The organism is Aquibaculum sediminis (genome assembly GCF_040712085.1).
In the GTDB taxonomy this organism is placed as follows: domain Bacteria; phylum Pseudomonadota; class Alphaproteobacteria; order Kiloniellales; family DSM-21159; genus Aquibaculum; species Aquibaculum sediminis.
The window spans coordinates 72,658-94,491 of the sequence record NZ_JBFCVK010000004.1; the positions used below are offsets into that span (position 1 = coordinate 72,658).

The window sequence follows — 21,834 nt, forward strand, 5'->3', positions numbered from 1 at the left end:
CTCATGAGCCAACTTACCGATACCGTCGGGATCGATGCCATTGCTCCGCGACCCGCGGCCATGCGGCGCTCCCGGCGACTTGGCCTGCTGACCCTGCTTGCGCTCCTGGTGGCCCTGCTGCTCTCGATCCCGGTGCTGACCATTGCCTGGAACGTCGTCCAGCCCAGCAGTGACGTCATGGCGCACCTCGCCTCCACGGTGCTGCCACGCTATCTGGTCAACACGCTGATCCTCGTTGCCGTGGTCGGCAGCGGCGTGATGCTCATCGGCGTCGGCACGGCCTGGCTCGTGACCATGTACAGCTTTCCCGGCCGCAGCATCCTGCAATGGGCGCTGATCCTGCCCCTGGCGGTGCCAGCCTATGTCATGGCCTATGCCTACACCGATTTCCTGCAGTTCAGCGGACCGGTGCAAAGCGGACTGCGCGATCTCTTCGGCTGGCAGACGCCGCGGGACTACTGGTTTCCGAACATCCGTTCGGTCGAGGGCGCCGGTATCATGCTGATGCTGGTGCTCTACCCCTATGTCTATCTGCTGTCCCGCGCCGCCTTCCTGCAGCAATCAGTCTGCGCCCTGGAGGTCAGTCGCACGCTGGGCTGCAACGGCTGGAGCACCTTCCTGCGGGTGGGCGTCCCCCTGGCCCGGCCGGCCATCGTCGCCGGCACGGTGTTGGCGCTGATGGAGACCCTGGCCGACTACGGCACCGTGCAGTACTTCGGGGTGCAGACCTTCACCACCGGCATCTATCGGGCCTGGTTCTCGCTCTACGACCACACTACGGCCGCACAGCTCTCGGCCATGTTGCTGGGCATCGTGCTGCTCTTCCTGCTGCTGGAGCGCTGGAACCGGGGGGCGCAACGCTACCACCACACCTCGGTTCGCTACCGCTACCTGCCGCAGCCGCGCCTGGCCGGCGCTGCGCGCTGGCTGAGCACCCTGGTCTGCGCGCTGCCGGTGGTGCTGGGCTTCCTGCTGCCCGCCGCCGTGCTTGTCTCCATGGGGCTCGACAATGGAATCGACATTGGCCGCTTCCTGCCCCAGGCCTTCAACACCTTCGTACTGGGCGCCGTGACCGCGGTGCTGGCAGTCGGCTTCGCTGTGCTGGTGGCCTATGGCGCGCGCCTGCAGCCCGGGCCGCTCACCACTTTCGCCAGCCGCGTGGCAAGCCTGGGCTATGCCGTGCCCGGATCGGTCATCGGTGTCGGCATCCTCATTCCCTTCGCCTGGTTCGACAACAGCCTGGACGCCTGGCTGCGGGACAGCCTCGGCATCTCCTCAGGCCTGCTGCTGACCGGCGGGATCGCCGCCCTGGTCTTCGCCTACCTCGTGCGCTTTCTCGCGGTCTCCCTGCAGGCGGTGGAGGCCGGATTGACCAAGGTGCGCAGTTCCATGGACGATGCGGCGCGCACCCTGGGGCGGGGGCCGTCCGGGACCCTGGTGGCGGTGCACGCGCCGCTGCTCTGGAGTTCGCTGCTGACCGCCGGGCTGCTGGTCTTCGTGGACGTGATGAAGGAACTGCCGGCAACGCTGATCATGCGGCCCTTTGACTTCGACACCCTGGCGGTACAGGCGCACAACTACGCTGCCGACGAACGCCTTGGCGCGGCTGCCACGCCGGCCCTGATGATCGTTGCGGTGGGCCTGATCCCGGTGCTGCTGCTCTCCCGCGCCATCGCCCAGGCCCGCCCCGGTGGGGGCGAAGGACCGGACTGAAAAGCGCTTCGGCGCTACTCTACCGTGACCGATTTCGCCAGGTTGCGCGGCTGGTCCACGTCGGTCCCCTTGGCAACGGCGGTGTAATAGGCCAGGAGCTGCATCGGCAGGGAATAGAGGATCGGCGCGACGAAGGGGTCGATCGTGGGCATCTCCACGGTATAGGCCGCGCCCTCGCCGATGCGCTCCAGCCCGGCGCGATCGCTGAAGATGATCGCCTGGCCACCGCGGGCGATCGTCTCCTGGATGTTGCTCGCGAGCTTGTCGAACAGCGGGCCCGAGGGCGCGGCAATCACCACCGGCACATCCTCGTCGATCAGGGCAATCGGCCCGTGCTTCAGCTCGCCGGCGGCATAGCCCTCGGCGTGGATGTAGCTGATCTCCTTCAGCTTCAGCGCACCTTCCAATGCGATTGGGAAGAGCGATCCGCGGCCCAGGAAGAGCACGTCGCGCACCGCCGAGATGTCGTGAGCGATGGCCTCGAGCGGCTCGGCATGCTCCAGCACCTGGGTGATCGCCGCCGGCACCTCGGTGATGGCCGAGCTCAGGCGGGCTTCGGCTGCGGCATCGATGGCCCCGCGCGCCCGCGCCGCCGCCAGAGCCAGGCAGGCCAGGACGGTGAGCTGGGTGGTGAAAGCCTTGGTGGAGGCCACCCCGATCTCCGGGCCCGCCAGGGTCGGCAGCACCAGGTCGGATTCCCGCCCGATCACGCTTTCCGGCTGATTGACGATGGAGAGGATGGTCTGTTTCTGGCTGCGGGCATAGCGCAACGCGGCCAGGGTATCGATGGTCTCGCCGGACTGGGAGATGAAAAGGGCCGCCCCGCCCTCGGGCATGGGTGCCTCGCGGTAGCGGAACTCGCTGGCAATATCGACCTCCACCGGCAGGCGGGCGATCTGCTCGAACCAATACTTGGCCACGAAGCCGGCGTAGAAAGCCGTGCCGCAGGCAGAGATGGTGAGCCGTGGCAGGGCGGCGAAATCCAGCGGCAGCTCCGGCATGGTCACGGCACGGGTCTGCAGGTTCACGTAGCTGTGCAGCGTGTCGCCGATGACCGCCGGCTGCTCGTGGATTTCCTTTTGCATGAAGTGGCGGAAGTTGCCCTTGCCGATGGCCGCACCCGACAGGGCCGTGCGCACGATCGGGCGGTCCACCGGCCGGTCGTCGGCATCGAAGATCTCGGCCTTGCCGTCCTGCAGGACGACCCAGTCCCCTTCCTCCAGATAGCAGATGCGATCCGTGAGCGGCGCCAGGGCCAGGGCATCGGACCCGAGATAGAGCGCGCCCTCTTCGCCGTAGCCCACGGCCAGCGGGCTGCCGCGCCGGGCACCGATCATCAGGTTGTGGTGACCGGCAAAGATCATGGCGAAGGCAAAGGCACCCTCCAGGCGCTGCAGTGCCTGGCTCACCGCCTGGGCCGGCTCCAGACCCTGCGCGAGATTGCGGTCGACCAGATGGACCACGGTTTCCGTGTCGGTTTCGGTTTCGAAGCCGTAGCCCGCCGCCTGCAGCTCGCTGCGCAGTTCGCGATGGTTCTCGATGATGCCGTTGTGCACCAGCGCCAGGCGCCCGTTGGCGTGGGGATGGGCATTGACCTCGTTGGGCCGCCCATGGGTCGCCCAGCGGGTGTGGCCGATGCCGACCACGCCGCTCAGCGGCTCGCGCTCCACCCGCTCAACCAGACGCACGATTTTGCCCTCGGCCCGGCGGCGCTCGATGGTGCCGTTGACCAGGCTGGCCACACCGGCGGAATCGTAGCCGCGATATTCAAGCCGCTTGAGCGCGTCGAGCAGCAGCGGTGCCACGGGATTGGTGCCGAGAATGCCTATGATGCCGCACATGCCGCCGCTACTCCTCTGTCCGTTGCTTCTGTCGTTCGCGCAGGCGCGTCGCGCCCTCCGGCTTGGTCGTCTGCGGCGCGCGCGCCAGCGCCAGCGCCTGTTCCGGCACCGCCTCGACCAGCGTGCTGCCCGCGCCGATGACCGCTCCGGGACCGATGGTAACCGGGGCCACCAGGGCCGTGTTGGAGCCGATGAAGGCGCCCTCGCCGATCACCGTGCGGTGTTTGGAGACGCCGTCGTAATTGCAGGTAATCGTCCCGGCACCTATGTTGGCCCCGGCGCCGACCTCCGCATCGCCCACATAGCTGAGGTGATTGGCCTTGGCCTTGGCGCCGAGACTGGCGGCCTTGATCTCCACGAAGTTGCCCACCCGCGCCTCCGGGCCGATGCGGGTGCCGGGCCGCAGGCGGGCGAAGGGCCCGATGCGTGCGCCCGCCTCGATCAGCGCGCCCTCGATGTGGGAGAAGCCGAGAATCTGCGCACCGGTCCCCACGCGCACGCCCGGCCCGAAAACCACATGCGGCTCCACCACCACATCGTGGGCCAGTTCCGTGTCCCAGCAAAGCTGGACCGTTTCCGGCGCGATCAGCGTGACGCCAGCGTCCATGGCCCGGCGGCGCAGGCGGCCCTGCAGAATCGCCTCGGCCTCGGCCAGTTCCGCGCGGGAGTTCACCCCGCGCACCTCCTCGGCATCGCACTCCACCACCCCGGCCCGCAGGCCCTCGGCGGCGGCGAGCGCCACCAGCGAGGTGAGGTAGTACTCGCCTTTGGCGTTGTTGTTGTCGATCTGCTCCAGCAGACGGAACAGGGCCTGGCCATCACCCAGCAGCAGCCCGCCCCAACAGAGATCGACCCGGCGCTGCGCCTCGCTGGCATCCTTCTCCTCGACGATGGCGGTCAGGCGCTGCTCGTCGTCGAGCAGCATGCGGCCATAGCCCGTGGGATCGGGCGGACGGAAGCCCAACCAGACGAAATCGGGCGCCGGCGCTTGCTGCCGCGCGGCGCGCATGCGCTGCAGCGTGTCCGGGGTGATCAGCGGGCCGTCGCCATAGAGCACCAGCACGTCGCCGCCCTCCCCCAGCAGGGGCAGGGCCTGGTCACGCGCTGCCTTGAGCGCATCGGCGGTGCCGAGCTGCTCGCGCTGCACCGCCACGGGATGGGGCCGCACCACCTCGGCAATGGCTTCACCCTCGGGGCCGATCACCACGACAGTGCCGGCCGGCTCCAAAGGCCCGGCGGCCTCCAGCACGTGCTGCACCATCGGCCGTCCCGCGACCGCGTGGAGCACCTTGGGCAGGCTGGAACGCATGCGCGTCCCCTTGCCTGCCGCCAGAACGACGACGACCAGCGCAGTGCTCACGGGCAGACTCCCTCAGGCTGCGGAGAGGCGCGCAAGATCCGGCAGCGGCCGGGCACAGCCGGCGATGCCACCCAGCGCCTGTTCCAGGGCCAAACCGACCGACAGCAGCTTCGCCTCCTCGAAACGCTTACCCACCACCTGGATGCCAAAGGGCAGGCCATTCTCGTCGGTGCCACAGGGCAGGCAAAGCACGGGATGGCCGGTCAGCGTCAGGCCGTAGGCAATGGCCACCCAGTTAATATAGCTCTGCAGCGGCTTGCCATTGATCTCCCGGGGGTACCACTCATTCTTGTCGAAGGGCTGGACCGAGGCCGCCGGGGTGATCAGCACATCCACCTCGTCCATCATCGCCAGGAAGCGGCGGAAGATGTCGCTGTGTCGGGTCTGCGCCCAGGCAACGTCCTCGGCATTGTAGGTCAGGCCGAGTTCCACATTGGCCATGACGTTGGGGCCGACCTTCTCCGGCGACTTGCGCACCTTCTCCAGATGCGCCGCCAGGAATCCGACGCCGCGCAGTACCTCGAAAACGCGATCGGGGTCATCCCCCATCTCCGGGTCGCGGTCCATGGACTCGCGGAAGAGGTGGCGGAAGGCGCCGCTGCGCTCGCGGAAGAGCTTGCGCACTTGCTCGTCGATGGGGGCGAAGCCCAGATCCTCGGAGAAGGCCACGCTGAGCGTGGAGAGGTCGGCTCCCTGCGGGCGGGCCAGGGCGCCTCGGTCGATCGGCCGAGAGAGAGGATCGCGCGGATCCTCGCCGGCCATCGCGGCCAGCAGCAGGGCAAGGTCGGAAACGCTGCGCCCCATGGGGCCCTCGACCGAGAGCGGCGAGTAGGCGGTCAGGGAGCTTTCCTTGGGCACCAGGCCTGCCGTGGGCCGGAGACCGACGATGCCGCAGTAGGCCGCCGGGCTGCGCAGGCTGCCGCCAAGATCGGAACCGTTGCACAGCGGCAGCATGGAGGTGGCCAGCGCCACCGCCGAACCGCCGGAGGAGCCGGCGCAGGTCAACGCCGGGTCGAAGGGATTGCCGGTGGCGCCATAGACTGCGTTGCGGGTGTTGGCGCCGGCGCCGAATTCCGGCGTGTTGGTCTTGAACCAGGGCAGGCCGCCCGCCTCGCGCACCCGGGCCACGTTCAGCGCATCGCGCACCGGCACGTTCTCGGCAAAGAGTTCGGAGCCGTAGGTGGTGCGCAGGCCGGCGGTCTCGTTGAGATCCTTGATGCCGACCGGCAAGCCGTGCAGCAGGCCGAGACTTTCGCCCTCGCTCACGGCCTTTTCCGACGCCAGCGCGGCACCACGGGCCGCCTCGGCGTCCTGGGCGACAACGGCGTTGACGCTCGGATTGATCGCGTCGATGCGGGAGAGGCAGGAGTCCAGAAGCTCTACGGGAGAAATCTCCCGGCCAGCGATTTTGTTGACGAGGTCGACGGCCGGGAGATCGCAGAGTTCGGTCATGAGGGCTAGCCTTTTGCGCTGTCAGAAAGTCAGCGCAACCTAGCCGTTTCTCACCCCCCAAGCCAAGGGGGAGAAAGTGTCAGACATTCGCCGCCCATTAGGGGCGACGGTGCCCACAGATCAGACCACCTCGACCAGTTCGATGTCGAAGGTAAGGTCCTCACCGGCCAAGGGATGGTTGGCGTCCAGCACCACGCTTTCGGGTTTCACCTCGGCCACGGTCACCACGAGCGGCTGCTCGTTCGGGCCGCTGGCCTGGAGCTGCATGCCTTGCTGCACCTCGAGATCGGCCGGCAAACGACTGCGTTCCACCTCCTGGGTCAGCTCCTCACGGCGCGGGCCATAGGCCTCGTTGGAGGGGATCTCCACCTGCTTACTGTCGCCGGGCGCCATGCCCACGACCGCGGACTCGAATCCGGGAATGATCCGTCCTTCACCGATCTTGAACTCCAGGGGCTCGGCCTCGCGGGAGGAATCGAACTGGGTCCCGTTCTTCAGGGTGCCGTTGTAGTGCACACGGACGGTATCGCCCTGCTTCGCTGCGCTCATCATCTATGTTCCTTCGCTTCAAGTATCGCACGCTCGGGCGTCTTCCCAACCTAGGGACCACACCCCGCCGGCGCCACCCCTGGGAACAAAAGAATCGGGAAGGCTGGGTACGCCGAAATCAGCATCCACCCTTGGGTCCGGCGGCCGCGGGAAGCGGAGGTCGCGCCCCCTGTCTCTCGCACAAATGGCTGAACTGTCATCTTGCATTGTTTCAGCGCTGCATCTACATTTCTGTAGAACGATAGATTGGTCTATCTTCCAGGAGAAGGCGCATGACACCTGAGAGTGCCTTGATTGAGACGAAGGCCGGCGACGAGGATCGCTCGCGAGTGATCTCCCAGGCAGTCGTGCGGGCCGCTGAGCGGCTTGGGCTCTCTAATGCTCTCCTGGCACGGGTCATCGGGGTTTCCGATGCCACGGCCTCGCGCCTGCGGGCCGATAGCTACAGGCTCTCGAAGGGATCCAAGCCCTATGAATTGGCGGTCTTATTGCTGCGCTTGTTCAGGAGCCTGAATGCCATTCTGAACGACGACGAGGCGATGCGTTCATGGATGCGGTCACCCAATCTGGCTTTGGGCAACAAACCGATCGAGATGATCGGCAGCGTTATGGGTCTGGTGAGCGTGATCAACTATGTCGATTCCCGACGCGCTCCCCTCTGACGCGGCGCCATGGTCGGGAGAGGTCTGGCGCCTGGTCGAGGGGCAGCACCGGGTTGTGACCCTCAGCCTCACGGAAAGCCTGGACGATCAGGCTCTGCTTGAAGAGGAGATCGAGGCCGTCAAGCCTTCCCTTCCTGCTGAGTGCGCGGGGCTGCATCCGTTGCTGGCCGCGCCCTTCCGTTACGCTCCCTATCCCTGGGGATCCCGTTTTCGCCGCGCTCATCAACGCGACGGCGCCTTCTACGCTGCCGAAGCTGTGACCACTGCGGTGGCCGAGATGGCCTTCTACCGCTTTCTCTTCCTGGCCGAAGCTCCGGGCACCCGCTTGCCGCAGGGGCCTGCGGAGTACAGCGCCTTCAGCGTGTGGTGCAGCACCGCTCTTTGCGTCGACCTGACCATTGGCCGCCTCGCGTCCTACCTCCATATCTGGCGCGAGAAGGAGGACTATAGCCTCTGCCAAGAGTTCGCTGACAGAGCGCGAGCGGCAGGATTTGAAGCCATCCGCTTTGAGTCCGTGCGCGCCCCGAAGCAGGCCGGGCGCAATATTGCCCTCCTCACGCCGCGCGCCTTATCCAGTCGCGAGCCGCTCAACTTTCAGACTTGGCATCTGTTCATTCGGAGAGGCTTGATCCAGGCCTGGTGCGAATGGCCCAAGGTCCAGCGAGAATATCGCCTCGATGACTTCGCCGGCGACAGCCGACTGAATGCACTCAAGCCCTAACCCGGCAATCCACACTTACGGCTCGTGGCGCGTCCCTACCTCAAACGGCTAAGTCATTGATTTTGTTGGTGGGCCCGGCAGGATTCGAACCTGCGACAACACCGTTATGAGCGGCGCGTTCTGACCACTGAACTACGGGCCCCTCCGCTTGGCGGGTGCGGGGCATTCTGCGCAGCGGCGGGGCTGCGTCAAGGTGTGCGGCGGCGGCGCAGAGCGTTGGTCAGGCGCTGCTGCAGCCAAGAGGCAGGCTGAGGTGAGCCTGGCCGTAGGTGAGCGTTGCGGCCGTGAGGTCGAAGGTCATCAAGTCCTCGCCCACGATCACCGGCCCGGCGAAGTCCTGGCGCACCTCCGCCAGCAGGGCGGCTCGGTCGCAGGCCGGCGGTACGAAGTGGGTGAGCGCGAGGCAGCCCACACCGGCGCGGGCGGCCAGCTTGCCCACCTCGCTGGAAAGCGTGTGATAGGCGCCCACGTTCTCCACCGTTTCGGCCGAGCGCACACCCTCGATCACCGGCATCTCCCGATGCACGAAGACTTCGTTGACCAGCAGGTCCGCGCCTTTGGCCGCCGTCTCCAGGCCCGGACAGGGTCGGGTATCGCCGGACAGCACCAGCCGCCGCTCCTCGGCGGCGAAGGCAAAGCCGTAGGCATGGCGCACCGGCCGGTGGTCCACCTCCACCGCTTCGATCTCCAGCCCGCCCAGCGCCAGGCGCCAGTCGGGCGTGATCTCGGTCACCTCGATTTCAAGCGCTGCGGTCGAGGGTCGCTTCTCATGGGCGATGCGCTGGGTCAATTCCTGGCGCCAGAGCGCCATCAGCCCCTCGACATAGGCCCGGGTGCCGGGCGGGCCGAAGACCTGCTGCGGGCGCGCGCGGCCCTGGTGCCAGGCGGAGACGATGAGTTGATAGAGATCGACCAGGTGGTCGCTGTGCAGATGAGTGAGAAGCACGGCATCGAGTTCGCGCCCGGGGCAGCCCGCCGCCAGCAGCCGCTGGGTGACGCCCGAGCCGCAATCCACCAGCACCGCGCGGCCGTCATGCCGGATGAGCTGCGCCGGGCCGTAACGCTCAAGGCTGACCACCGGGCAGCCGGTGCCGAGAAGGGTAAGCTGCATGGAGTTCTCCTGCCAAGAGGAGCGCTAGCGCTCCGCCAGCTCCTGTCCGGCCCGGGTCTCCAGCACATCGTCCAGCCAGTCAACCCGCATTTCCGGCACGGAGGCCAGCAGCAGTTCGGTGTAGGGATGGGCCGGCGGGGTAAAGACCTCGGCCTTGGGGCCCTGCTGCACCACCTCGCCGCTCTTCATCACCACCACGCGATCCGCGATGGCCTTCACCAGGCCCAGGTCGTGGGTGATGAAGAGATATGCCAGCCCGTGTTCGTCCTGGAGGCGCTGCAGCAGTTCCAGAATGGATTCCGCGACCAGTTGATCCAGCGCCGAGGTGGGCTCGTCACAGATCACCACGTCGGGCCGGGCGGCCAGCGCCCGGGCAATGCAGACCCGCTGCTTCTGCCCGCCGGACAGCTCGCCGGGAAAGCGCTGGGCATAGTCCCCGCCCAGCTCGATGTCATCGAGCAGACGGTTCACCTCCCCGCGCAGCTCCTTGCCGCGCAGCCCGTGATAGAACTGCAGCGGCCGGGCCAGGGTATCATAGACGCGGTGGCGCGGGTTCAAGGCGACGTCCGGCATCTGATAGATCATCTGGATGCGTCGAAGCTGCTCGCGGCTGCGCTGCCCCAGCGCCGGGGGCAGCGCCTCGCCCTGAAAGAGTACCTGACCACGCGTCGGTGGCAGCAGGCCGGTCACCACCCGGGCCAGCGTCGACTTGCCGCTACCGGACTCGCCCACCACAGCCACGGTCTCGCGCGGGTGGACCGCCACGTCCACGCCCTTGAGCACCTTGACGCTGCCATAGCCGGCATCGATGCCACGCGCTTCCAGCAGCGCTTGCGGTGTTTCGCTTCCCCCCTCGCCGGCCTTCACATGAAACCGCCGGGCCGCAACCAGGTCCCGGGTGTAGGTTTCCCGCGGTTCTTCCAGGATCTGTTGGGTTTCCCCCACCTCGACCGTGCGCCCGTCTCGCAGGACCATGATGCGGTCGGAAATCTGCGCCACCACGGCCAGATCGTGGGTGATGTAGAGCCCCGCCGTACCGAACTCCCGCATCACGTCACGCACCGCCGCCAGCACCTCGATCTGGGTGGTGACATCCAGGGCAGTGGTCGGCTCGTCCAAGATCAAGACATCGGGCTCGCAGACCATCGCCATGGCGGTCATGGCGCGCTGCAACTGCCCGCCGGATACCTGATGTGGATAGCGCCGGCCGAAAGTGTCCGGATCCGGCACCTTCAGACGGTGGAAGAGATCGACCGCACGCCGGCTCGCCTCTTCCGCACTCATCACCCCGTGCAACACCGGCGCCTCGATGATCTGGTGCATCAAGGTCTTGGCCGGATTGAAGGAGGCGGCCGCCGACTGGGCCACATAGGAGATGCGGTCGCCGCGCAGCTTGCGCCGCTGGTGATACGGCATCTCCAGCACATTGCGTCCATCGAAGACGATGTCACCGCCGGTGATACGCGCGCCCCCTCGGGTATAGCCCATGGCCGCAAGGGCAATCGTCGACTTGCCCGCCCCGGATTCGCCGATCAAGCCCAGCACCTGGCCGCGCTCCAGATCGAGGTCCACGCCATCGACAATGATGATGGGACGCCCATCGAAGCCGGTGGCTTCGATGTGCAGGCCGCGCATGGTCAGGAGCGGTCCGCTCTTGGACTTCGTCGCGCCGCTCATCGGCTGTCCTCCATGGTGCGGCCCTGCAGACTCAGCATCCAGTCCACCACCAGGTTCACCCCGATGGTGAGCACCGCGATGCCAGCGGCCGGAATCAGCGGTGCGGAGAGACCGAACTCCAGCGCCTGGGCGTTGTCGCGCACCATGCCGCCCCAGTCGGCAAAGGGCGGCTGCACGCCAAGGCCGAGGAAGGAGAGCGAGGAAATCAACAGGAACGCAAAGCAGAAGCGCAGGCCGAACTCGGCGATCAGCGGCGGCAGCGCATTGGGCAGGATCTCCCGGCGGATGATCCACCCGAGCCCCTCACCGCGCAGCCGCGCAGCCTCCACGTACTCCATCACGGCGATGTCCATGCCCACGGCCCGCGACAGGCGGAAGACCCGGGTCGAGTCCAGCACGGCGATGACCCCGATCAGCACCGGAATGGAACTGCCGAGCGCGGTCAGCACCAACAGGGCCAGGATTAGCACCGGGATCGCCATCAGCGTATCGACGACGCGGCTCAAGAGCTGGTCGATCCAGCCGCCCACGGTCGCCGCCAGGAAGCCCAGCACCGAGCCCAGCAGGAAGGAGAGGATCGTCGCCGTCAAAGCGATGCCGATGGAGGTGCGCGCGCCGTAGAGCATGCGCGTCAGCATATCGCGGCCGTTCTGGTCGGTGCCCAGCAGAAAGCCTTCCTCGCCGGGCGGCAGCCAGACACTGCCCACCGTCGAGGTCGGGCTGTAGGGGGCGATCCAGGGTGCCAGCACGGCGGCTGCCACATTGACGAGAATGATGGCCAGCCCCACCAGGGCGGCAATGGAAAGTCGGTGTCCCGACACGCGCATGCCCCGCCCCCTATCGCGGATGCCGCAGACGCGGATTGGCCAGGATGGCCCCGATGTCTGCCAGCATGTTGAGGGTGACGTAGACCGCCGCGAAGATCAGGCCGCAGGCCTGCACGGTCGGAATGTCGCGCCGCGCGACGGCATCGACCATGAACTGCCCCAGTCCCGGATAGACGAAGACGACCTCGACCACGATCACGCCCACCACGAGGTAGGCAAGGTTGAGAGCGACCACATTGATGATGGGCGCCAGTGCGTTGGGCAGGGCGTGCTGCACCACGATGCGCCACTTCGGCACGCCCTTGAGCTCCGCCATCTCGACGAAGGGCTGCGCCATGACGTTGAGTACCGTGGCGCGGGTCATGCGCATCATGTGCGCGAGCACCACCAGCACCAGGGTCAAAGCCGGCAGGACGATCACGCCCAGTTGGTCCAGCAGCCCCATGTCGGAATCGAAGCGCGCCATGGAGGGGAACCAGCCGGCCTGCACCGCCAGGAAGAAGATCAACAGGTAGGCGATGAAGAATTCCGGCACCGAGATCGAGGCCAAGGTGGTGAGGGATATGGTCCGGTCCAGCAGCGAGTTCTGCTTGATGGCGGCGATGAGGCCGAGGCTGATCGCCAGCGGCACGGCGATCGCGGCCGCGACCGAGGCCAGGAAAAGCGTGTTCTCAAGCCGGCCCAGGATCTGCGGCGCCACAGGCCGCTGGTTGGCCAGCGAGATGCCGAAATCGCCCTGGATCGCCCCGGTGAGCCATTGGACATAGCGCCACCAGGCCGGCTCGTTCAGGCCGAGTTGATTGCGGATGGCCGCCACCGTTTCCGGGGTGGCTGCCTGTCCGAGAATGGCCGTGGCCACGTCTCCCGGCAGGATCTCGGTAATGGCGAAGATCAGCAGGGAGACGAGCCACAGTGTCAGGATGCCAAGCGCCAGGCGCTTGGCAACGAGTGACAGGATCACGGGTTGGAGCCCCGTCCGTTGCGTGACGGTTTACAGCGCCCAGAGACGTTCGGCGCCGCGGTGGCCGACCATCTCGAAGACAAAGTCTTCCTCATAGCCCCCCACCTCGTCGCGCCGGTAGCCGTCGACGTAATCGGCGAACATGGGGATGATGTTGCCACCCTCCATGTGCACCAGTTCCTGCGCCCGGGCATAGAGCTCCTTGCGGCGCGCTTCATCCAGCTCCGCTCGCGCCTCGCGGATCACCTGGTCGAAGTCTTCGCTGCAGTAGTGGGTTTCGTTCCAAGAGGCACCGCAGGTGTAGGCGATGGAGTACATCATGTCCGGGGTGGCGCGGCCGCCCCAGTAGGACATGCAGAAGGGCACGTTGAGCCAGATGTCCGACCAGTAACCGTCGGCCGGTGCACGCACCAGCTCCAGGTTGATGCCGGCGGCGCGTGCCGCCTCCTGATACATCTGGGCGGTATCCACCGCCTCGGGGAAGGCGGCTTCCGAGGTGTGGAGCTGAATGGTGAAGTCTTCCACGCCCGCTTCGCGCAGGTAGTGCTTCGCCCGGTCCGGATCGTAGGCGCGCTGCGGCATGGAGCTGTCGAAGTACTGGTCGAAATCGGGAATGGGATGGTCGTTGCCGGGCCGGCCGTAACCGGACAGCAGGGTGTCGACCAGCGCCTCGCGGTCGATGGCGTGCTTGAGTGCGAGCCGCAGGTTGGGATCGGTCAGCGGCCCTTCCTGCGTGTGCATCGGCAGGGTGTAGTGCTGACCCGCCGGCGAGTTGAGGATCTCCAGCGCCTGGTTGCGCTTCATGAGATCGACCGTGCGCTTGGAAATGCGGTTGATCACCGAGACCTGCCCGGACGTCAGCGCCGCGGAGCGGGCGGTGGCGTCGTTGATGACGGTGTACTCCACCGCATCCGCATGCGCGCGCCCTTCCTTCCAGTAGTTGGGATTGCGCACGTGCTTGGACTCAACGCCGGCCTCGTAGTGCTCCACCATGTAGGGGCCGGTGCCCACCGCATTGGCCCAGTCATCGAAGCCGTCCGGGACGATGGCCAGATGGTAGTCCGCCATCAGGTAGGGCAGATCGGCGTTGCCGCCCTTGAGCGTGATGATGACGGTGTCCGACCCGTCGGCGCGCACCTCTTCGATGCCGGCGACCACGCCGCTGGCGGCGGTCTGGGCATCGGGGCCCATGTGGCGCTGGATCGAGTAGACCACGTCCTGAGCGTCCATGGTCTTGCCGTTGTGGAACTCCACGTCCTTGCGCAGCTTGAAGGCCCAGGTCACGGCGTCCGAGCTGGGCTCCCAGGATTCGGCCAGTTCCGGAATCGCCTCGCGGTTCGAATTGAGCTCGACCAGATGGTTGTAGGTGGTGTGCACCTGGGAGATCGCCACCGAATCGGTGGCGGTCGAGGGGTTCATGGAGTCGGTGGTCGAACCGCCACCCATGCCGAACTTCAGCGTCCCGCCCTTCACCGGCTCATTGGCCCAGGCCGGCCGGGACAATGCCGTGCCGATCAGCGCCGCCGAGGCCCCCAGGGCCGCGGTGCGGTGGATGAACTGTCGGCGGGAAACGCGCCCGAGTTCGAGCAGGCGCTTCTGATAGTCGAATTCGTTCATTGTGTCTGGCTCTCCCTGTTATCGCCCGCGGCCGCCGGATCTCGTGCTGTCCAGCTTCGGCTCCGGCTTCAGTGTGCCGCAGGCGGCGTTGTTACGCTACACGATACACGAACATGCGCGAGCCGTGACCCCTTTCGCCCATAGCGCCGGGCAAGGGAATGTAGGGCTTGCTCTCGGCCATGTGCTGCCAACGACCGGCATCGTCCAGTGTTTGCATCTTGGCGCCGAAACCGCTCTCGAAGGCCTTGTCGGTGACAGAGAAGATCAGCACGCCGCCTGGACGCACCACCCGCACAAGCTCGTCGAGAGCGGCAGGCGGCGCATGGCCCACGGTGAGCACACCGATGGCCGTGCAGCCGTCGAAGGAATCATCCTCGAAGCCGAGGCGCTCGCCCATATCCATGCTGTGGAGTTCCCGGTACACGCCGAGTTCACGCGCCCGGTCCAGCATGCCCTGGGACAGGTCCATGGCCACGAGATTCTCGTAGCCGAGTAAGGACAGCAGTCGGCCGATGATGCCGGTGCCGGCGCCGGCATCGAGCAGGCGGGCCGCCGGATCCTGAATGAAGCGGCCGGCGAGACCGACGGTCAGGGCCGGGTTGGTATAGCCCAGGTGGACCATGTCGTCGTCATAGCGCGCCGCCCAGGCATCGTAGTGCTCGGCAAGCAGGCGCGTATCGCCGCCGGCTTCATAGACCTTGGTCAGCCATTCCTGACGCTCGCGATCGGCGTTCTCGTTCTTACTCATGCGTGTTGCTTGTCGCTCCCTTTCGGTTCCGCTGGCGTCCCTTAGCCCCGCGCACCCGCGAACACCCAGTTGGGATGGCCACCGATGCCGGTTGGACCAGGAGACGTCGGGGTGTCGCACTGGCGCTGCCTGTTGCGCAACAAACCCTTCAGGCGCCTCTTGCAGGCCGCACGGACACACCACTCCCCGCTCACTGTGCCTTGGGACTTCAGCTTGGGGTCTTCAGCTTGACTGGGGCAGAATCTTGGCACGCTCCTTTTGTCATCCCTTGACCCATTCGCCGGTCAACTTGTCTCTATCAGGCAAGTTGCTGCCGGAAAAGCGACACCTCTTGGCAAAGGCTCTGCCTTGGGGCAGCGTGCCCGCCGTCTTCCCGAAAGCCCCGTTCTCGGAGTGTGCCCCTATGCGCTTTTCCCCCCTGGTCGACCGCATTGCCGGTGAAGGCTCACGCGCCTGGGACATCCATTTCCAGGCGGTGGAGCGCCAACGCCGGGGCGAGGAGGTGATCCTGCTCAGCGTCGGCGACCCGGACTTTCGCACGCCGCAGCCCATCGTCGAGCGCGCGATCGAGTCGCTGCAGGCCGGGCGCACCCGATACACCCCGATCAACGGCGAACCGGAGCTGCGCGCGGCCATAGCCCGCTGGCATGAAAAACTCACCGGTCTGACGGTCGATCCCGCCGAGGTCGTGGTCACGGCCGGCGCACAGAACGGCCTGTTCCTCTCCGCGCTCTGCCTGCTGGCCCCGGGCGACGAGGTGATCGTGCCGGTACCGATGTACGTCACCTATGAAGCGGTCTTCGCCGCCACCGGCGCCCGCGCGGTGGCGATACCCAGCGCAGCGGAGAAGGGCTTCCATCCCGACCCGGCCGCCATCGCCGCTGCGGTCACCGAACGCACCCGGGCGATCTACATCAACACGCCGCACAACCCCACGGGGGCTGTTTTGACCCGGGCGGAACTGGAAGCCATCGCCGAGATTTGTCGCGAGCACGACCTCTGGCTGGTCTGCGATGAGGTCTATGCCGCGCTCACCTTCGAGGGCGAGCATGTCAGTCCCTGCACCCTGCCGGGCATGGCAGAGCGAACGGTGGTGGTCTCCAGTCTCTCCAAGTCTCACGCCATGCCGGGATGGCGTGCCGGCTGGATGATTGCCCCCTCGGGGCTGGCCGCCCATGCGCACAACCTGCTGCTCTGCTCGCTTTACGGCCTGCCCGGCTTCGTGCAGGACGCGGCACGCCATGCCCTGGAAGCGGCTGGCGAGGACCTGGCCGCCATGCGTGCACGCTATCGCGCGCGGCGCGACCTGGTCTGCGACGCCCTGGCCGGAGCGCCGGGGCTGCTGGCCCGCAAGCCGGAAGGCGGCATGTTCGTGATGATCGACGTGCGAGGCACTGGCCTGGGCGCACAGGCCTTCGCCCAGGCGCTGCTGGATCGCTACGCCGTTTCCGTGCTGCCGGGAGAGGGCTTCGGCGCCGCGGCCGCGGGCCATCTGCGCCTCAGTCTCACCGCGTCGGAGGAGGTGCTTGCCGAGGCCTGCCGCCGGATAGCGGCGCTGGCGACCACGGTGGCCGCCGCGCAGGAAGCCGCTAACTGAGCGGCTCCTCGCAGTCCAAGACCCAGACGTCATAGACTCCGTGCTCCAGCGGATTGATCGCTGGCGACGAGGCGTACATCCAGCCGTTGAAAACCCGCCGGTCGGGACCGTCGGGGTCGACTTCGCGGATCTCCAGGAAGGCTGCGGATTCCGGTGGTTCTTCCGGCGGGGTCTTCCAGCAGGCGTGCAGCACCAGACGCAACGCCCCGAAGTCGTGGGCTTCGTCCAGTCTCAGTTCGAAGGTCGAGATGCGCGCCGTCACCTTGTCGAGCCCTTGCATTACGGCCATGCCGTGAGGGGCACCGGGGCTGCGCTCCTGCGCCAAGACCGGCGATGTCGCCCCGGCTGCCGCAGCGACCGTCAGGGCGAGCAGGCTGGTGGCGATCAGCCGTCTACCAGGGACCATCGGCATCCTCTTCCGTGCCATCCGAGCCGCCGCCGCCATCGCCGCTGAAGACGAAACGGCCCAGCAGATCCATGAGATTGATGGAGCCCTGGGTGTAGGCGATGCGTCCGCCGGGCTCGATCTCCTCGAGCTCGCCACCAGGTGTCAGCGAGACGTAGGTGCCGCCCAGCAGGCCGTCGGGCAGGATTCGCGCCGAGGTGTCACTGGGGAGCTTGACCCGATCATTGATGGAGAAGGTAACCACCGCATCGAAGGTGTCGGGATCGAGTTCGTAGCGCAGCACCGAACCAACTCGCACACCGCTCATGCGCACCTCAGTGCCGTTGCGCACGCCGCTGGCATCGTCAAAGGCAGCGCTGACCTCGTAGCCGTTGTTGTTGGAGCCGCCGATGTCGGTCGCCGAATAGGCAAAGATAATGAAGCCGGCCGCCACCAGGAGAACGACAGCGCCCAGGACGGTTTCAAAGATGTGCTTACGCATGGCCGCTCAAACCTCGCAGCTGCTTGGCACCCAGGGAGCCTGCGGGCAAAGGCAGTGCACAGGCGTCACTCCGGGGTCCAGGCCTCGTAGTCGCCTCCGGTGCGCGCCCGCTGGCCACCGCGCAGGGTGTGCCCCGGCGGACGGTAGGCAAGATCCGAACCAGTGCGGTTGGGGCTGTGTTCGCGCATCCAGGGGCGCTGCGGCACGCCTCCCTCGGGCGGAAACTCGTCGGTGGTGTGATGCAACCAGGCATGCCACTCCGGCGGCACGCGGCTGGCCTCAACCTCGCCGGCATAGACAACCCAGCGCCGCTCATGGCGCAGGGAATCCTTGTGCGTACGCCCGCCGCCCTTGGCGCGGTAATAGATGTTGCCCTCGCCATCACGACCGACTTCCTCGCCGTGCAGCCACGTGTAGAGTCGCGTTACGATGCTGTTGCTCATGCCTATCCGAAGCCATTGCCCGCGCGCCGCAGAGCAGCGCCCTTTGGAGCCGGACTATTGCACCGCCCGGCCGCGGCGTCCAGACCCGCCAGGGTCAGCATTGCCAAGCAGCAACGCTTGTGGAAGGGATGCCTGGGAGGGGTGTACCGCCCCCATGGGAACCGGGAGGATCAGGATGTCACGCCGCGCCGCCGACCTGCTTGTTGACTGTTTACGCGCTCAGGGCGCCGACCGGGCCTTTTGCGTGCCGGGCGAGAGCTATCTCTCCGTTCTGGACGCGCTGCACCAGCATCCGCAGATCGAGACCCTGACCTGTCGGCACGAAAGCGGCGCCGGCTTCATGGCCGTGGTCGATGCCAAGCTGACCGGGCGGGCCGGCGTCTGCTTCGTCAGCCGTGGACCGGGGGCGAGCAATGCCGCCATTGCCGTGCACACGGCGGAGCAGGATGCGGTTCCGCTGGTGCTCTTTATCGGCCAGGTGCCGCGGTACGAACTGGGGCGCGGCGCCTTTCAGGAGGTGGACTACGGCAAGACCTTCGCCGACATGGCTAAGGGCGTCTGGACGGTGCACGATCCGGACCGCCTGCCGGAGGTGATCGCGCGTGCCTTTGCCGTGGCCAGCGCCCCCACACCCGGGCCGACGGTGGTGGTGCTGCCCGAAGACATGCTGGAGGAGATGACGGACGCCGCTGTCTCAGCGGCGATGCCGCGACAGTCCGCCCCCGTTGACCCGCAGGCTGCGGCCGACACGGCGCGGCGCCTGGCCCAGTGCGAAAAGCCGCTGCTCATTGCCGGTGGCGCCCTGGACAGTCCAGCGGGGCGCGAAGCCTTGTATGCCGCCGCCCAAGCGCACGGCCTGCCCGTACTCACCAGCTTCAAGCGCCAGGATCTCTTTCCCAACGGCGACCCGCTCTATGCCGGCCACCTGGGCTTCAAGATGCCCGACGCACAGCGCAAGGTGTATGAGGCGGCGGATCTGTTGCTCGCTGTCGGCACCCGGCTGGGGGAGGTCACCAGCCAGGGCTACCGCTTCCCGCACGCGCCGCAACCGGTCCAGCCGCTGATCCATGTTCATCCCGACCCGCAGCACCTCAACCACGTCTTCGCGGCCGACACCGCCCTGGCCTGCGATCCGGTCAGTTTCCTGCAGGCTCTGGCTTCACAGCCAGCGACTCAATCGCCTGCGCGCAAGGCCTGGAGCGACTCGCTGCACGATCGGGTGGCCGCAGCGCGCCCCTGGAAGGCGCCAAACGATGGCCTGCTCGACATGGGGCCGGTGGTGGCCGCGCTCTGCGAACAGGCCGGGGACGATGCCATCTTCATCACTGACGCCGGCAACTTCTCGAGCTGGCTGCACCGCCACTTCCCCTTCAATGGCCGCCAGCGCCTGCTGGGCGCCGTCGGCGGCGCCATGGGCATCGGCATGCCGGCAGCCGTGGCGGCTGGACGGCGCCACCCCGGCCGGCAGGTCATCACACTGATCGGCGACGGCGGCTTCCTCATGACCGGAGGCGAACTGGCGACGGCGCTGCAGTACAGCGTGCCGGTGAAGATCTTCATCTCGGACAATGGCAGCTACGGCACCATCCGCATGCATCAGGAACGCCAGTTCCCCGAACGGCCGGCCGCAACCGACCTGCAAAACCCCGACTTTGCCAAACTGGCGGAAGCCTATGGCGCGCGTGGGCTGACCATCGAGCGGGTCGAGGATGCCGAGGCCGTTGTGGAGGCCGCGCTCGAGGACAGCGGGCCCGTGGTGGTGCACGTGCGCAGCGCGCTGGAACACATCAACGCCTTCACCACGCTCACGCAACTGCGCGGCTGACATAATCAGTCGCCAACGAAACCCAGCATGCGGTCGCGCGACTTGGTGATGTGGCGGTGCATTGCATCGCGTGCCGCCTCGGGATCCTGCCGGGATATGGCGTCCAGCACCGCCTCGTGCTCATGCAGGACCTGGTGCAGGCGCAGGCTGTTGGTCATCAGCTTCAGGCGCCGGGCAACCGTGATTCCATTGTGCATGGCGGTGCCGAGCATCTCGATGGCCTGGACAAACAGCGGGTTGCCCGCGGCCTCGGCCACGGCGTGGTGAAAGGCGATGTCGGCCTCGGCCCCGACCTCATTCTGCTCCAAGGCGGTGGCAAGCTTGAGCGCTGCCCGTTCCATGGCCTGCAGGTGACGCGGCTCCCGGCGCTGCGCTGCCAGGGCGGCAGCCTCCGCCTCGATTCCGGCCCGGAATTCATAGCTGCGGATGATCTCGGCGATGCTGCCGGTCGGCGCGATGGAGGCGAAGGCATCGCTCGGTTCCCGCTCGACCCAGGTGCCCGAACCGCGCCGGCTGCGCACGATCTTGTCCAGGCGCAAGCGGGCCAGCGCTTCGCGCACCACCGGGCGCGACACGCCGAAATCGGTGCAGAGCTTCGGCTCCGAGGGCAAGCGGGTTCCCACAGGATAGAGCCCGCGCGCGACTCGCAGCAGCAGAAGCTCATACACCTGGTCAGCCAGGCGAGTCTGCCGCAAGGGCAGAAGGTGCGCCAACAGACCGCTGGCGCTTTCCGTGGATGACGCCGTCCTATTCTCTCCCACCTCTGCTCCAGTCTCCTGTACCATGGGGGAAAAGCGTAGATGGCTCTTGCAGGACAAGCAATATACTTGTAAGTCGACTTTACAGGTTTAGCGCACCCAGAAGGGTGCCGAGCGAGCATGGGAGGGAGACGGCAGCGATGAAAACCAGTCCCGTAGAAGTGGCCGACCTGCAGAGGTCCGTGATCTCGGTGCCGCCACTCGCCCGGCGCTCCGACCTCTCCCTCGATGCAGCGGCCAATCAGGCGCTGATCCGCTATCTCGAAGCGGGCGGCGTGACCACCCTGATGTACGGCGGCAACGCCAACTTCTACCACATCGGTCTGCAGCAGTACGCCGAAGCCCTGACGATGCTGGCGGAATGCGCCGGGGCGCAGAGCTGGGTCATTCCCTCGGCCGGTCCGGAGTTTGGCCGCCTGCAGGACCAGGTGGCGGTGCTCCGCGAACACAGCGATTTTCCGACAGTCATGGTCCTGCCGCTGACCTTTCCGGCGACGCCGGACGGCGTGGCCACGGGCGTGCGGCACTTCGCCGAGGCCTACGGCAAGAAAATCATTCTCTACGTCAAGAACGAGGGCTACCTGACGCCGGAACTGGTGGGCAGCCTGGTGGATGACGGCCTGGTCTGCGCCATCAAGTACGCGGTCGTGCGTGAAGACCCGCGCGAGGACGCGCTGCTGCGCGCCATCCTTGAGCGCGTGGACTCCTCCATGGTGATCAGCGGCATTGGCGAGCGTCCGGCCATCGACCACTTCCGTCACTTCGGGCTGCGCGCGTTTACCTCCGGCTCGGTCTGCGTCGCACCGCGCAGCTCCACCGCCCTGCGCGAAGCGCTGCAGCGCGGTGACTATGAGGCGGCAGAAAGCATCCGGCAGCGTTTCCTGCCTATTGAGGACCTGCGCGACGGCATCAGCCCGATTCGTATCCTCCACGACGCCGTCACCCTGGGCGGCATCGCAGAGATGGGGCCGATGCTCCCAATGCTCTCCAATCTCTCCGAGGCCGAGCGGGCAAAGGTGCAACCGGTTGCTCGCGAACTGGCATCGCTGGATGCCAGCATGGCGGACGCGGCCTGAAGGCCCCCT

The 21,834-nt window shown here is 66.8% G+C and carries 20 protein-coding genes and 1 tRNA gene; 6 read left to right on the forward strand and 15 right to left on the reverse strand.

All coding sequences use genetic code 11. The features are described from left to right. Positions 1–3: 3 nt before the first annotated feature. Positions 4–1,713: an ABC transporter permease gene (locus ABZ720_RS07515; protein WP_366554899.1), complete on the forward strand. Its 1,710-nt coding sequence runs from the start codon at positions 4–6 to the stop codon at positions 1,711–1,713. Positions 1,714–1,727: 14 nt separating this feature from the next. On the opposite strand, the gene glmS is transcribed toward ABZ720_RS07515, so the two are convergent. The 4 genes from glmS to ABZ720_RS07535 form a co-directional block, all read right to left on the reverse strand. Further along, entirely contained in the window at positions 1,728–3,554 is a 1,827-nt protein-coding gene (gene glmS, locus ABZ720_RS07520; RefSeq protein WP_366554900.1) for a glutamine--fructose-6-phosphate transaminase (isomerizing), read from the reverse strand. A gap of 7 nt (positions 3,555–3,561) precedes the next feature. Beyond that, positions 3,562–4,914 (reverse strand): bifunctional UDP-N-acetylglucosamine diphosphorylase/glucosamine-1-phosphate N-acetyltransferase GlmU, encoded by a 1,353-nt coding sequence (gene glmU, locus ABZ720_RS07525; RefSeq protein ID WP_366554901.1) that lies wholly within the window; start codon positions 4,912–4,914, stop codon positions 3,562–3,564. 12 nt (positions 4,915–4,926) lie between these two features. Beyond that, positions 4,927–6,366, reverse strand: coding sequence for an amidase (locus tag ABZ720_RS07530; RefSeq protein ID WP_366554902.1), 1,440 nt, complete (start codon positions 6,364–6,366; stop codon positions 4,927–4,929). Between the two features lie 120 nt (positions 6,367–6,486). Next, positions 6,487–6,918, reverse strand: a complete 432-nt coding sequence (locus ABZ720_RS07535; RefSeq protein ID WP_366554903.1) for an FKBP-type peptidyl-prolyl cis-trans isomerase — start codon at positions 6,916–6,918, stop codon at positions 6,487–6,489. A gap of 269 nt (positions 6,919–7,187) precedes the next feature. Between ABZ720_RS07535 and ABZ720_RS07540 the strand changes: the two genes are divergently transcribed. Together ABZ720_RS07540 and ABZ720_RS07545 are read left to right on the forward strand one after the other, a co-directional pair. Further along, positions 7,188–7,577 carry an antitoxin Xre/MbcA/ParS toxin-binding domain-containing protein gene (locus ABZ720_RS07540; RefSeq protein WP_366554904.1) on the forward strand — a complete coding sequence of 130 codons (390 nt, stop codon included), beginning with the start codon at positions 7,188–7,190 and terminating at the stop codon, positions 7,575–7,577. Continuing rightward, positions 7,549–8,298 carry an RES family NAD+ phosphorylase gene (locus tag ABZ720_RS07545; RefSeq protein WP_366554905.1) on the forward strand — a complete coding sequence of 250 codons (750 nt, stop codon included), beginning with the start codon at positions 7,549–7,551 and terminating at the stop codon, positions 8,296–8,298. Before ABZ720_RS07540 ends, ABZ720_RS07545 begins: the two co-directional genes overlap by 29 nt. Before the next feature lie 66 nt (positions 8,299–8,364). On the opposite strand, the gene ABZ720_RS07550 is transcribed toward ABZ720_RS07545, so the two are convergent. The 7 genes from ABZ720_RS07550 to ABZ720_RS07580 all read right to left on the reverse strand — a co-directional run bounded on the left by ABZ720_RS07550 (position 8,365) and on the right by ABZ720_RS07580 (position 15,239). Next, positions 8,365–8,440 (reverse strand) — tRNA-Ile (locus tag ABZ720_RS07550). Between the two features lie 78 nt (positions 8,441–8,518). Beyond that, entirely contained in the window at positions 8,519–9,409 is an 891-nt protein-coding gene (locus tag ABZ720_RS07555; RefSeq protein WP_366554906.1) for an MBL fold metallo-hydrolase, read from the reverse strand. A gap of 24 nt (positions 9,410–9,433) precedes the next feature. Then, on the reverse strand, positions 9,434–11,086 hold the full coding sequence (locus tag ABZ720_RS07560) for an ABC transporter ATP-binding protein (protein ID WP_366554907.1): 1,653 nt from the start codon (positions 11,084–11,086) through the stop codon (positions 9,434–9,436). After that, positions 11,083–11,913, reverse strand: coding sequence for an ABC transporter permease (locus ABZ720_RS07565; RefSeq protein ID WP_366554908.1), 831 nt, complete (start codon positions 11,911–11,913; stop codon positions 11,083–11,085). The genes ABZ720_RS07560 and ABZ720_RS07565 overlap by 4 nt, the downstream gene beginning before the upstream one ends. A gap of 10 nt (positions 11,914–11,923) precedes the next feature. Next, positions 11,924–12,874 (reverse strand): ABC transporter permease, encoded by a 951-nt coding sequence (locus ABZ720_RS07570; RefSeq protein ID WP_366554909.1) that lies wholly within the window; start codon positions 12,872–12,874, stop codon positions 11,924–11,926. Between the two features lie 30 nt (positions 12,875–12,904). Continuing rightward, positions 12,905–14,491, reverse strand: a complete 1,587-nt coding sequence (locus ABZ720_RS07575) for an ABC transporter substrate-binding protein (protein ID WP_366554910.1) — start codon at positions 14,489–14,491, stop codon at positions 12,905–12,907. Positions 14,492–14,582: 91 nt separating this feature from the next. Further along, positions 14,583–15,239, reverse strand: a complete 657-nt coding sequence (locus tag ABZ720_RS07580; RefSeq protein WP_366554911.1) for a class I SAM-dependent DNA methyltransferase — start codon at positions 15,237–15,239, stop codon at positions 14,583–14,585. A 403-nt stretch (positions 15,240–15,642) separates the two neighbouring features. On the opposite strand from ABZ720_RS07580, the gene ABZ720_RS07585 reads away from it, so the two are divergent. Further along, positions 15,643–16,836, forward strand: a complete 1,194-nt coding sequence (locus ABZ720_RS07585) for a pyridoxal phosphate-dependent aminotransferase (protein WP_366554912.1) — start codon at positions 15,643–15,645, stop codon at positions 16,834–16,836. Here the strand turns inward: ABZ720_RS07585 and ABZ720_RS07590 are convergent. The 3 genes from ABZ720_RS07590 to ABZ720_RS07600 form a co-directional block, all read right to left on the reverse strand. Continuing rightward, positions 16,829–17,242: a DUF2155 domain-containing protein gene (locus tag ABZ720_RS07590; protein WP_366554913.1), complete on the reverse strand. Its 414-nt coding sequence runs from the start codon at positions 17,240–17,242 to the stop codon at positions 16,829–16,831. The genes ABZ720_RS07585 and ABZ720_RS07590 overlap by 8 nt on opposite strands. After that, positions 17,229–17,723, reverse strand: a complete 495-nt coding sequence (gene mlaD / locus ABZ720_RS07595) for an outer membrane lipid asymmetry maintenance protein MlaD (RefSeq protein WP_366554914.1) — start codon at positions 17,721–17,723, stop codon at positions 17,229–17,231. Before mlaD ends, ABZ720_RS07590 begins: the two co-directional genes overlap by 14 nt. Before the next feature lie 65 nt (positions 17,724–17,788). Further along, the gene (locus ABZ720_RS07600; RefSeq protein ID WP_366554915.1) at positions 17,789–18,166 is read right to left on the reverse strand and encodes an NADH:ubiquinone oxidoreductase subunit NDUFA12; all 378 of its coding nucleotides are present in this window, start codon (positions 18,164–18,166) and stop codon (positions 17,789–17,791) included. 175 nt (positions 18,167–18,341) lie between these two features. Here ABZ720_RS07600 and ABZ720_RS07605 point away from each other — a divergent pair, with 175 nt between their 5' ends. Continuing rightward, the gene (locus ABZ720_RS07605; protein WP_366554916.1) at positions 18,342–19,991 is read left to right on the forward strand and encodes a thiamine pyrophosphate-dependent enzyme; all 1,650 of its coding nucleotides are present in this window, start codon (positions 18,342–18,344) and stop codon (positions 19,989–19,991) included. Between the two features lie 5 nt (positions 19,992–19,996). On the opposite strand, the gene ABZ720_RS07610 is transcribed toward ABZ720_RS07605, so the two are convergent. Further along, positions 19,997–20,776, reverse strand: a complete 780-nt coding sequence (locus tag ABZ720_RS07610) for a FadR/GntR family transcriptional regulator (protein ID WP_366554917.1) — start codon at positions 20,774–20,776, stop codon at positions 19,997–19,999. A 113-nt stretch (positions 20,777–20,889) separates the two neighbouring features. Between ABZ720_RS07610 and ABZ720_RS07615 the strand changes: the two genes are divergently transcribed. Then, the gene (locus ABZ720_RS07615) at positions 20,890–21,825 is read left to right on the forward strand and encodes a dihydrodipicolinate synthase family protein (protein WP_366554918.1); all 936 of its coding nucleotides are present in this window, start codon (positions 20,890–20,892) and stop codon (positions 21,823–21,825) included. Positions 21,826–21,834 lie beyond the last annotated feature (9 nt).